Annotated in this window: 9 protein-coding genes; 5 read left to right on the forward strand and 4 right to left on the reverse strand. The window is 64.9% G+C overall.

All coding sequences use genetic code 11. The annotated features are described in order from the left end of the window. The first annotated feature begins 193 nt into the window (after positions 1-193). Complete coding sequence (locus IEW22_RS18735; protein WP_188588735.1) at positions 194-2,044, forward strand: HNH endonuclease signature motif containing protein; 1,851 nt, start codon at positions 194-196, stop codon at positions 2,042-2,044. A gap of 203 nt (positions 2,045-2,247) precedes the next feature. Here the strand turns inward: IEW22_RS18735 and tuf are convergent, their stop codons facing one another. From tuf to rpsL, 4 genes are all read right to left on the reverse strand, one after another. Further along, entirely contained in the window at positions 2,248-3,438 is a 1,191-nt protein-coding gene (gene tuf / locus IEW22_RS18740; protein WP_188588737.1) for an elongation factor Tu, read from the reverse strand. A 128-nt stretch (positions 3,439-3,566) separates the two neighbouring features. Continuing rightward, positions 3,567-5,672 (reverse strand): elongation factor G, encoded by a 2,106-nt coding sequence (gene fusA, locus IEW22_RS18745; RefSeq protein WP_188588739.1) that lies wholly within the window; start codon positions 5,670-5,672, stop codon positions 3,567-3,569. Positions 5,673-5,714: 42 nt separating this feature from the next. Further along, entirely contained in the window at positions 5,715-6,185 is a 471-nt protein-coding gene (gene rpsG, locus IEW22_RS18750) for a 30S ribosomal protein S7 (protein ID WP_188588741.1), read from the reverse strand. Then, entirely contained in the window at positions 6,185-6,559 is a 375-nt protein-coding gene (gene rpsL / locus IEW22_RS18755) for a 30S ribosomal protein S12 (RefSeq protein WP_188588751.1), read from the reverse strand. The genes rpsG and rpsL overlap by 1 nt, the downstream gene beginning before the upstream one ends. A gap of 827 nt (positions 6,560-7,386) precedes the next feature. Between rpsL and IEW22_RS18760 the strand changes: the two genes are divergently transcribed. From IEW22_RS18760 to IEW22_RS18775, 4 genes are all read left to right on the forward strand, one after another. Continuing rightward, positions 7,387-8,499, forward strand: a complete 1,113-nt coding sequence (locus IEW22_RS18760) for an NDMA-dependent alcohol dehydrogenase (protein ID WP_188588743.1) — start codon at positions 7,387-7,389, stop codon at positions 8,497-8,499. Between the two features lie 156 nt (positions 8,500-8,655). Beyond that, positions 8,656-10,368, forward strand: coding sequence for a bifunctional phosphatase PAP2/diacylglycerol kinase family protein (locus IEW22_RS18765; RefSeq protein WP_188588745.1), 1,713 nt, complete (start codon positions 8,656-8,658; stop codon positions 10,366-10,368). 39 nt (positions 10,369-10,407) lie between these two features. Continuing rightward, positions 10,408-11,202 carry a hypothetical protein gene (locus tag IEW22_RS18770; RefSeq protein ID WP_188588747.1) on the forward strand — a complete coding sequence of 265 codons (795 nt, stop codon included), beginning with the start codon at positions 10,408-10,410 and terminating at the stop codon, positions 11,200-11,202. A gap of 191 nt (positions 11,203-11,393) precedes the next feature. Further along, positions 11,394-12,104 carry a DUF222 domain-containing protein gene (locus IEW22_RS18775; RefSeq protein ID WP_229742898.1) on the forward strand — a complete coding sequence of 237 codons (711 nt, stop codon included), beginning with the start codon at positions 11,394-11,396 and terminating at the stop codon, positions 12,102-12,104. Positions 12,105-12,143: the final 39 nt, after the last annotated feature.

Here is a 12,143-nt window from a genome sequence, read left to right on the forward strand (position 1 = left end):
CGCTCGGCTTCCGCAACCTCAACCACTACATCTTGCGGTCACTCATCCACTCCGGCGGCCTGGCAGAACACCTACACGCACTCTGAATCAGGAAGAGCCGGTTTCCCTTGTCAGGGTAGGTTTTCCGCAGTAGACTCGAACATGTATTCGATAGATGGTTCGAGTCGAGGTCATCCACCGGGAGGGGGTTCCGATGTCTCAGGTTGAACAGACTGTTGAGTCAGAGCCGGATCTCTCCGCATTGGGACTGCCCGAGTCGTTGGATGACGTGGATGCCGCCGGGTTGGGTGAGGTCGTCGTTCGGGCGCGGCGTGCTGGTGCGTTGATGGATTGGCACCGGTTACGGGCAATGTCGGAGGTCTTCGAACGACTGGTCGCGCCGTATGCCGAGGAAGACCGCCGTGTCTACGATGCGCACACCCGCGCGGCGAACGAGATCGCGATGATGCTCGGTCGCAGCCAAGCCGGTGTGGAAACCGAATTGATGGACGCCGCCCACCTGTTCGCTGGCCTGCCGCATGTGGCGCAATGCCTGCACGACGGGGTGATCGGCGGCGGACACATCCGCACGATCATCGCCCGCACCGCACTGGTCGGCGGCCAAGAGTATGCACCCCTGGTCGACCAGGAGTTGGCGGAGGCGTTGCGGCGGCAGGGCAGCTGGTCGCTGCAACGTCTGCGGGATGTGTGTGATCGGATTGTGTTCCGCCACGACCCCGCCGCCGTGCGCGAACGTCGCAAGGCTTCCGTCGAGGACCGCAGAGTCTGGGCCGAAAACGCCGGTGATGGCATGGCGGTGCTGCATGCGTCGATGACGGCGGAGAACGTGCGCGTCGCTACAGCCCGCATTGACGCTCTCGCGAGCAGTGTGTGCGAGTCCGATCCGCGGCGTGACGGCGCGCGTCGTTCCGATGCGGTGTTCGCCCTGTTGTCGGGGGACGTGTTCGAGTGCCAGTGCGATCGGGGTGACGAGTGTGATGCGACGGTTCCCGCGCCGACGATGGTGCAAGGCGCCGAAGCACAAGTGATCATTCACGTGATCACCGAAGCAGCGACACTCGAAGAACCCGAGCCGGAGCCGGAGGCTGCGGAAGCGGCGGAAGCGGCTGCGGTTGAGGCGGATTCGGAAACCGCTGCCTCGGCTGCCGAGGAACCGACCGCGACTGAGGGCGACCGTGCCGAGTCAACACTGTTCGACGCCAACGCCACGCAGTCAAGCACCGAGACTCGCGAGTGTCGCAGCACGGGATCGGCTGAACCTGTTGCCGCTGAGCCTGACTCGGCCGAAGGGCCCCAACCCGAGCCCAAGACCAAGACCAAGACCACAACCGAGCCCACGACCAAGCGCGCCTATTCGCCGGGCCATTCAGGTGTGGGGTTCATGGATGGCTACGGTGTGATCTCCGGTGACTATGTGCGGGAGTTGGCGAAGCGCGCCGGGGCAGTCATCAGACCGATCAACCCGGCCGGGAAACCACTACTTCCGCATCTGCCGTCTGATCCGTACCGGCCCAGTACCGCGATGAGCCTGTTCATTCGTATCCGGGACGGCTACTGCACGGTTCCCGGTTGCGACAAGCCCGCTTTCGCCGGGGATCTGGATCATGTGCACGAATACGATCACGACAACCCGGCAGCCGGTGGGCAGACCACGGCGGTCGGGCTGGCGACCAAATGCCGGATGCATCACCAGATGAAAACCGATGGCGTGTTCCTCGATGATCAGTACATCGACGAGAACGGCAAAGCCCGACAGGTCTTCTACACCCAGAATGGTGCAACGATCCACGGTTACGCCGAATCCGGCGACGACCTTTTCCCGACCCTGCGGGACATCACCTTCACCAACCCCGAACCCGACCCGCAACCGCCGAAACACCCACCACCACAACCGAACACCCCAGAGTCACCCACCAGACGCCGACCACGCCTGGCAGACACACACGCCCGCCGCCGCCAAGAACGAGAACGCAACCGCAAAGCCCTCGAAGGCGAACAGGCAGGGCAAGACCGGCGCGCCGTCGAGGATCCACCGCCCTACTGAATGCCAGTCCCGACGACCGCACTCTGAAACCCTGAAACACTCTGAAACACAAAGGCGCCCGACCCCTTTCGGGATCGGGCGCTTTGGTGACTCAGCGAGTCAGCAGATCAGTGTGACTGTGTCACTTGATGATCCTGACGCAGCTCGGCGGAGCCGAGACCGTCACTTGATGATCCTGACGCAGCTCGGCGGAGCCGAGACCGTCACTTGATGATCTTGGTGACGCGACCGGCACCAACGGTGCGGCCACCCTCGCGGATAGCGAAGCGCAGGCCCTCGTCCATGGCGACCGGCTGGATGAGCTTGACGCTCATCTCGGTGTTGTCGCCGGGCATGACCATCTCGGTGCCCTCGGGGAGGGTCACGACGCCGGTCACGTCCGTGGTACGGAAGTAGAACTGCGGACGGTAGTTGTTGAAGAACGGGGTGTGACGGCCACCCTCGTCCTTGGACAGGATGTAAGCCTGTCCCTCGAACTCGGTGTGCGGGGTGGTGGTGCCGGGCTTCACGACAACCTGGCCACGCTCCACGTCCTCACGCTTGAGACCACGCAGGAGCAGACCCGCGTTGTCGCCGGCCTGAGCCGAGTCGAGCAGCTTGTGGAACATTTCGATGCCGGTGACGGTGGTCTTGGTCGACTTCTCGCGGATGCCGACGATCTCGACCTCAGCGTTGACGTTGACCTCACCGCGCTCCACACGGCCGGTGACGACGGTGCCGCGACCGGTGATGGTGAAGACGTCCTCGACGGGCATGAGGAACGGCTTGTCGGTCTCGCGGACCGGGTCCGGGATCGACTCGTCGACAGCGTCCATCAGATCCTCGACGGACTTGACCCACTTCGGGTCACCCTCGAGAGCCTTCAGGGCCGAGACCTTGACGACCGGGGCGTCCTCATCGAAGTCCTGCGCAGCGAGGAGCTCGCGGACCTCCATCTCGACGAGCTCGATGATCTCGTCGTCATCCACCATGTCGGCCTTGTTCAGGGCGACGAGGATGTAAGGCACACCGACCTGACGGGCGAGCAGCACGTGCTCACGGGTCTGCGGCATCGGGCCGTCGGTTGCGGCAACCACCAGGATCGCGCCGTCCATCTGGGCAGCACCGGTGATCATGTTCTTGATGTAGTCGGCGTGACCGGGGGCGTCGACGTGTGCGTAGTGACGCTTCTCGGTCTGGTACTCAACATGCGAGATGTTGATGGTGATACCGCGGGCCTTCTCCTCGGGCGCCTTGTCGATCTGGTCGAACGCAAAGCTCTCGTTGAGGTCCGGGTACTTGTCGGCCAGCACCTTGGTGATCGCTGCGGTCAGCGTGGTCTTGCCATGGTCGACGTGACCGATGGTGCCGATGTTCACGTGCGGCTTGGTCCGCTCGAACTTCGCCTTCGCCACTTGATTGTCCTCCTGGACTGTTGCTCCGCCGGGTGGATCCCAGCGGGGATTTTCTTGTTACGTTGGTGCGCCGCAGCGCATGTGCCAGGGCACGGGGACCGACTCGTGCGAGCCGATCCCCACCGGGATCACTCTCCGGTTGCCTTGGCGATGATCTCCTTCGACACGTTCGCCGGAACCTCGGCGTACGAGTCGAAGACCATGGAGTAGTTGGCTCGGCCCTGGGTCTTCGACCGAAGGTCTCCGATGTAGCCGAACATCTCCGACAACGGCACCAGTGCCTTGACGACACGAGCACCACTGCGCTCCTCCATGGCCTGGATCTGGCCACGGCGGGAGTTCAGGTCGCCGATCACATCACCCATGTAGTCCTCGGGTGTGGTCACCTCGACCGCCATGAGCGGTTCGAGGATGACCGGATTGGCCTGGCGGGCCGCTTCCTTCAGCGCCTGCGAGCCGGCGATCTTGAACGCCATCTCCGAGGAGTCGACGTCGTGATAAGCACCGTCGAGCAGGGTCACCTTCAGGTTGACCAGCGGGTAGCCGGCGAGCACACCGTACTGCATCGCGTCCTGCGCACCTGCATCCACCGAGGGGATGTACTCACGCGGGACACGACCGCCGGTGACGGCGTTCTCGAACTCGTAGGTCGCGCCGTCCTCGGCGTCGACCAGCGGCTCGAGCTTGATGATCACCTTCGCGAACTGACCGGAACCACCGGTCTGCTTCTTGTGGGTGAACTCGTACTTGTCGACCGGTCGACGGATCGTCTCGCGGTAGGCCACCTGCGGCTTGCCGACGTTGGCCTCGACCTTGAACTCGCGACGCATACGGTCGACGAGGATGTCGAGGTGGAGCTCGCCCATACCGCCGATGACGGTCTGGCCGGTCTCGTCGTCGAGGTGCACCGAGAAGGTCGGGTCCTCTTCGGCGAGCTTCTGGATCGCGACGCCCAGCTTCTCCTGGTCGGACTTGGTCTTCGGCTCGATCGAGACGTTGATGACCGGATCCGGGAAGCTCATCGACTCCAGGACGATGGGAGCATTCGGATCACACAGGGTGTCACCGGTGGTGGTGTCCTTCAGACCGATCATCGCGTAGATGTGGCCTGCGGTCGCATCCTCGACCGGCATCTCCTTGTTGGCATGCATCTGGAAGAGCTTGCCGATGCGCTCCTTCTTACCCTTGGTGGCGTTGAGCACCTGGGTACCGGCGGTGATGTGACCGGAGTACACACGCACGAAGGTCAACTTGCCGAAGAAGGGGTGTGCAGCGATCTTGAACGCCAGGGCCGCGAACGGCTCATCGGCGCTGGGCTTGCGAGAGAGGATCTCCTCCTCGTTGCCCACTGCGTGACCCTCGACCGACGGCACGTCCAGCGGGGACGGCAGGTAGTCGATGATCGCGTCCAGCATCGGCTGAACACCCTTGTTCTTGAACGCAGAACCACAGATCACCGGGTAGTACTCGCGAGCGATCGTGACCTTGCGGATCGCGGCCTTGATCTCCTCGGTGGTGAGTTCTTCACCGGCGAAGTACTTCTCGAGCAGCGCCTCGTCAGTCTCGGCGACGGTCTCGAGCAGCTTCTCGCGGTACTCGGCGGCCTGGTCGGCGAGATCGGCCGGGATCTCCTCGAACGTGGGCTCGGCGCCGATGTCGACGGTGCCGCGCCAGGTGATGGCCTTCTGCTCGATCAGGTCGACGACGCCGTCGAAGTTGTCCTCGGCGCCGATCGGGATCTGCAGAACCAGCGGCTTGGCGCCCAGACGCTCTTCGATGGTGCGCACGGTGAAGAAGAAATCAGCACCGAGCTTGTCCATCTTGTTGACGAAGCAGATACGCGGAACGTCGTACTTCTCCGCCTGACGCCACACCTGCTCGGACTGCGGCTCGACGCCTTCCTTGCCGTCGAACACGGCAACGGCACCGTCGAGAACGCGCAGCGAACGCTCCACCTCGACGGTGAAGTCGACGTGGCCGGGCGTGTCGATGATGTTGATCTGGTTCTTGTTCCAGAAGCAGGTCACCGCAGCGGAGGTGATGGTGATACCCCGCTCTTTCTCCTGCTCCATCCAGTCGGTGGTGGACGCACCATCGTGCGTCTCACCGATCTTGTAGTTGACACCGGTGTAGAACAGGATGCGTTCGGTAGCGGTGGTCTTGCCGGCATCGATGTGCGCCATGATGCCGATGTTGCGGACCTTTTTGAGGTCGCTGAGCACTTCTTGTGCCACTGAAATCCCTCGCTCGTTGCTAGAGGTGGTGGGGCCCGAAGGTCACCAGCGGTAGTGCGCGAACGCCCGGTTGGCCTCGGCCATCTTGTGGGTGTCCTCGCGACGCTTGACCGATGCCCCGAGACCGTTCGAGGCGTCGAGCAGCTCGTTGGCCAGACGCTCGACCATGGTCTTCTCACGACGCTGGCGACTGAAGGTGACCAGCCAACGCAGCGCCAGGGTGTTGGCGCGGCCCGGCTTGACCTCAACCGGGACCTGGTAGGTGGCGCCACCGACACGGCGACTCTTCACCTCGAGGGTCGGACGGACGTTGTCCAGCGCACGCTTGAGGGTGACGACCGGATCGGTGCCGGTCTTCTCGCGTGCCTGCTCGAGGGCGTCGTACACGATGCGCTCGGCGGTCGACTTCTTGCCGTCGAGGAGGATCTTGTTGACGAGCTGGGTGACCAGCGGCGATCCGTAGACCGGGTCGTTGATCAGGGGACGCTTGGGTGCGGGTCCTTTACGTGGCATCAGGCCTTCTCCTTCTTAGCGCCGTAGCGGCTACGAGCCTGCTTGCGACCCTTGACACCCTGGGTGTCCAGCGAGCCGCGGATGACCTTGTAACGGACACCGGGGAGGTCCTTTACACGACCACCACGGACGAGCACCATCGAGTGCTCCTGGAGGTTGTGGCCCTCACCCGGGATGTACGCGGTGACCTCGACCGAGCTGGTCAGACGGACACGCGCGACCTTGCGCAGTGCGGAGTTCGGCTTCTTGGGGGTGGTGGTGTACACGCGAGTGCACACACCGCGGCGCTGCGGGCTGCCCTTCAGGGCTGCCGTCTTCTGCTTGGCAGCCTTGTCGTGGCGGCCCTTGCGGACCAGCTGGTTGATCGTTGGCACGAGAAGTTCATCCTTGTCTTCGGCAGTGTTCTTCTTTGTCACGGTTGGTGCTCCGGGCAAGTACCTCCGCCACTCCTCCATCCGGGTGAACCCATCGGGAGTGTGGTCGACAGCTACTTCCGCAACTCGCCCCACCAGCGAATTCACGCCGGTCAGTACACTTATCGCTACCCCAGGGTCGGGCGTGTCGCACGCACTCGGCACTGGTCTCGCATGTCAGCCCCTCATGCCTGTCATCCCGGCCGACGACCTCGTGGAGATCCGTCCGGAATCAGGGCACTACAGACTGGCCCAGCAGTTGCCAGGCACCAGCGATCAACTGTACCGATCGGCTGTGCACAGGTCAAAAAGCGCTCCGCCCGGCCCACAGACCGACAACGCGGTCACAGAACACGAGGTGAACAGCAGCTTTCGCCCGCACGACAGGCAGCGAACGGGGCACACCGGTACACCGAACGCGACAGTTCAACGCCACAGCGGCGTCGGACGTTCCCGGCCGGCCAGGTCAGTACCGCTGGAACTCGGGATCGACGATCTCCCCACACATCTGCGACTGCGGGGTCGCAATCCGCGCGCTCGGCATCGACGCCTGAACGCGGCCTGTTCTGTACGGACTGTCCGGATTTCGGACAGTTATCACCCCTGATCAGATGTGACGATAGCCTCTACATGGCAGCACAGTGACAGAGGTCACGTCCACCGGGTTGGGCCGTTCGAGGCCGTCGCACACAGCGAAACAGGCCGCATACGCAGACCTGAAGGCCGTGACACCTATCAGAACCTCACATCGGTTCACCGCCGAGAACGAACACAGAGGAGATACGGGTATGAAAACAAAAGCCGCCGTACTGATGGGCGCAGGCAAGCCGTTCGAGATCATGGAACTCGACCTCGACGGACCCAAGGAAGGCGAGGTACTGATCAAGTACACCGCCGCGGGCCTGTGCCACTCCGACCTGCACCTCACCGACGGCGACCTGCCGCCCCGCTATCCGATGGTCGGTGGCCACGAGGGGTCGGGCATCATCGAGGAGATCGGTCCCGGCGTCACCAAGGTCAAGCCCGGTGACCACGTGGTCTGTTCGTTCATCCCCAACTGCGGAACCTGCCGCTACTGCTCGACGGGCCGACAGTCGCTGTGCGACATGGGCGCAACCATCCTCGAGGGCATGCTTCCCGACGGGACCTTCCGCTTCCACGGCGGCGGGCAGGACTTCGGCGGCATGTGCATGCTCGGTACGTTCAGCGAGCGCGCGACCATCAGCCAGCACTCGGTGGTCAAGGTCGATGACTGGCTGCCACTGGACAAGGCGGTTCTCGTCGGCTGCGGTGTGCCGACCGGCTGGGGATCGGCCGTCTATTCGAGCAATGTGCGCGCCGGCGACATCGTTGTCATCTACGGCATCGGGGGAATCGGCATCAACGCCGTGCAGGGCGCTGTGCATGCCGGGGCCAAATACGTGGTCGTCGTCGACCCGGTGGCGTTCAAACGCGACACCGCCGTGAAGTTCGGTGCCACACACGCTTTCGCGTCGGCGGCCGAAGCGCAGGAGAAGATCACCGAACTGTCGTGGGGCCAGGGTGCCGACGCCGCGATCGTGACGGTGGGCACCGTCGACGAGGACGTCGTGTCCGCAGCGATCGGGGCCATCGGCAAGGGTGGTCAGGCGGTGATCGTCGGGCTGTCGAGTCCGGAGAAGTTCACCGTCCACTGGCCCGGCATCGACCTGACCCTCAACGAGAAGACCATCAAGGGATCGTTGTTCGGGTCGGCCAACCCGCAGTACGACATCATCCGCCTGCTGCGTCTGTACGACGCCGGTCAGCTCAAGCTCGACGAACTCATCACCCAGACCTACACACTCGAGCAGGTCAACGAGGGCTACCAGGATCTGCGTGACGGCAAGAACATCCGCGGCGTGATCATCCAGGACTCCTGATCACCCGCGCACCGACCCGACCCGGGTGCGACTGTCCACCACGTCGCATCCGGGTCGCTTCATGTGATGGGTGCGCAGCGACCCGATGAACCGCGTCTTACCGGCACGCCGGACAAGCGCCCCCCGCTGGGGTCCCTGGCCACATAACATCCGGGGATGACCCGTTCCGAACGCGCACCATCTCTTGCCCTGCCACGGACGACGAGCACGAAGAAGAAGGCCACAGCGAAGAAGGCCGCAGCGAAGAGGCGCAGCCTTCTCCCCCACGGATTCCTGCAGCCGCACGAGAAGTGGCCGGCCGTCGCCCGATTCGACAACAAGGTGGCGTTGCGTACCGATGCGGTGGAGCTGGGGCCCAAGGCCGACACGGCGATCCTCCGACTGTCGAATGCGGCCGATCACTCCAAGATCTGGATCGTGGCCGGTGGCGTGCTGGGGTTGACCGGTGTGCGCGGCCGTCGAGCCAGTACGCGCGGCCTCGGATCGGTGGCGGTGGCCAGCCTGCTGGCCAATGTGGTCGGCAAAACGCTGTTCGGCGGGGACCGTCCGACCGGCGCCGGGCTCTCGTCGTTGCGGCGACTGGTCGAACCGCCGCGATCAGGGTCATTCCCGTCGGGACACAGCGCCTCGGCCGCCGCCTTCGCCACCGGCGTCGCCATCGAATGGCCGGCAGCCGGGGCTGCGATCGCCCCGCTCGCGGCGGCGGTCTGTTATTCGCGGCTGCACGTCGGCGCGCACTGGGCCTCGGATGTGATCGGCGGAGCGGCGCTGGGGGTCGGGGTGGCACTGGTCGGCCGGGCCGTGGTCCCGGGCCGGGCGGACATCACCGCGAGCGAGGCCCCCGGACCCGCCGCGAAGGCGCCCGCATTACCCCGGGGCGAGGGCTTGACCGTGGTGGTGAACCCCAACTCCGGACGCAACCCGATCAATCCGACGGCGCAGAGTTCCGGCCCCTCACATGCCGAGCGCATCGGTGAACTCCTGCCCGGCGCCGACGTCCACGTGCTCACCAAGGGTGAGACCGCACAGCAGGTGGCCAAAGATGCGATCGCCAAGGGCGCCAAGGCAATCGGCGTCTGCGGCGGCGACGGCACAGTCGGCGCCGTCGCGGGCGTGGCACGCGAGTCGGGTGTGGCGCTGGCCTTGTTCCCTGGCGGCACCCTCAACCACTTCGCCAAGGCGCTGCATCTGGTCGACGAACTGCACGACGGCGACGCCTTCGCCGCAGCCGCATCGGCAGTCGAGGCGGGTGCCGCGACCGCCGTGGACGCGGGCGTGCTGTCGATCGGCGAGTCGCAGGGCGTGACGGTGCTCAACACCTTCTCGGTCGGCATCTACCCGCAACTGGTCGAGGTGCGCGAAGGCCTCGAGGATCGGCTCGGCAAGTGGCTCGCCGCGATCGTGGCAACGCTGCGCACGCTACCCAAGGCGCAACCGGTGGATGTGGTGACCGCCGACGGACGCCAGCAGAGTCTCTGGTCGATCTTCGCGGGCATCGACCGGTACCGCCCCGGTGGTCTGGTGCCGGCCGAACGCGTCCGCGTCGACGACGGCGTCCTCGACACCCGCAACGCCTACGCCGGAACCGCGCGGCGTCGACTCGCGCTGGTGCTGCGCAGCGCCGAGCAGAGTGTGTCCTCGCGACTTCCGCTCCTCGGCCGGCTGTCGGGCGACGGGAAGAAATCACGCAGTTCCGGCTTCGTCACCGACCAGGTGCAGAGCTTGGAGTTCGCGGTCCCGCAGGGCACCGCGATCGCCCACGACGGCGAGACCGTCAACGCGTCAGGCCGCTCGGACGCCAAGGTCCCGGTGGTGTTGACGATGCATCCGGGCAGTCTGTCGGTCTACGTTCGCCCCGACCGGGGCTGAGCGCGGCCCGACAGGTCTCGGTCGCCGTACCCTGGGGACATGGCAACGGTCGCGACGACGCCGGCGGCGTCATTGCGCGCCGAGTTCGCACGGATCTTTCATGACCCGTCGGACACCCTGGGCACCCTCACGTTCAACGCCGTACTCGTGTTCGCGCTGTGGTATCTCGCGCCGCGTGCGCTGTTCTTCGACCTCACCGGCCCGGAAGGTCTGCCGTATGCGCTGGCCGGCTGGATGTTCGCCGATGTGTGCGCCACCAACATTCTCGCCCCCGACCGCACGCGTGCACTTCTCGCACTCGGCGACCGCGACGAACTGGTCCGGTTTCTGCGCGCAAAGTCGTTTGCGCTGTGGCTGCTCGTCGGCCCCGCATGCGCAGTGCTCGCGGTCTTCCTCGCCGTCGACGACCACGACTGGCGCGGCGTGACGGTGGTGATGCTGTCGGTGACGGTGGTGCCCTTCGGGGCGATCACGCTCAGCAACGTCATCGGGTTCGCGCTGCCGTATCACCCGCGCCCGTTGCGGTGGCGATGGGAACAACGCGCACGCACCAAACAGGTGGTGGTGCGCTGGGCGATCTTGCTCGTGATTCCCTACGCCATCTATCCCGCCGCTGCGGCTGCGGTGGTGGCGATCCCCCTCGGGCTCTGGCGGCTGACGCGTCATCTGCCCATCGGCACCGACGCCAAGGACGCCGACTTCATCCTCTGCGCTCTGATGGTCGCCGCCATCTCGATGGCGGTCTGGATCTACGGATATCGGCTGCTCGCGCGCTGGGCAACCCGCGACACCACCCGCCTGCGTCGCTATCTGGAGAACCTCGAGATGGGTTGAACGACGCGGCGCCGCGGCATCTCCGCCCGTGTCGTTCTCTCCGCCCGTGTCATTGCCCGGCCCGTGTCATTGCCCGGCCCGTGATCATTCGCGTGAATGATTCTTCGATTGAGTCCGGATTCGGGCTGTTTTCCCTTGTCGGGGTGGGTTTTTCTCGGTAGTATCGAACATGTATTCGATAGATGGTTCGAGTGGTGTTCGTCCGCCGGGAGGGGGTTCCGATGTCTCTGGTTGAGTCAGATCCAGATCTCTCCGCATTGGGATTGCCTGAGTCTCTCGATGAGGTGGATGCCGCCGGCCTGGGTGAAGTGGTCGTGTCGGCGCGGCGTGCTGGGGCGTTGATGGATTGGCACCGGTTGCGCGCGATGGCCGAAGTCTTCGAACGGCTGGTCGCCCCGTATGTCGAGGAAGACCGCCGCGTCTACGACGCCCACACCCGCGCGGCGAATGAGATCGCGATGATACTCGGCCGCAGTCAAGCCGGTGTGGAAACCGAATTGATGGACGCCGCCCACCTGTTCGCGGGCCTGCCGCAGGTGGCGCAATGCCTACACGACGGGGTGATCACCGGCGGACACATCCGCACGGTCATCGCCCGCACCGCACTGGTCGGCGGACAGGACTACGCACCGGTGGTGGATGCCGAACTGGCCGAAGCGTTGCGGCGGCAAGGGAGCTGGTCGCTGCAACGCCTTAGGGATGTGTGTGACCGCATTGTGTTCCGCCACGACCCCGCCGCCGTCCGCGAACGCCGCAAGGCGTCGGAAGAAGGCCGTCGGGTGTGGGCCGAAAACGCCGGCGACGGCATGGCGGTCCTGCACGCCTCCATGACCGCCGAAAACGGGCTCTTCGAACTTGAGCGGGCAATGCCTGGTCAGCGGGCTGGCGTGTCGATGACGTGAGACGCCCCTGGTCTCCGGAAATCTGGATGTTGCGACACA

The organism is Gordonia jinhuaensis (assembly GCF_014639795.1).
Classification (GTDB): Bacteria; Actinomycetota; Actinomycetes; order Mycobacteriales; family Mycobacteriaceae; genus Gordonia_B; species Gordonia_B jinhuaensis.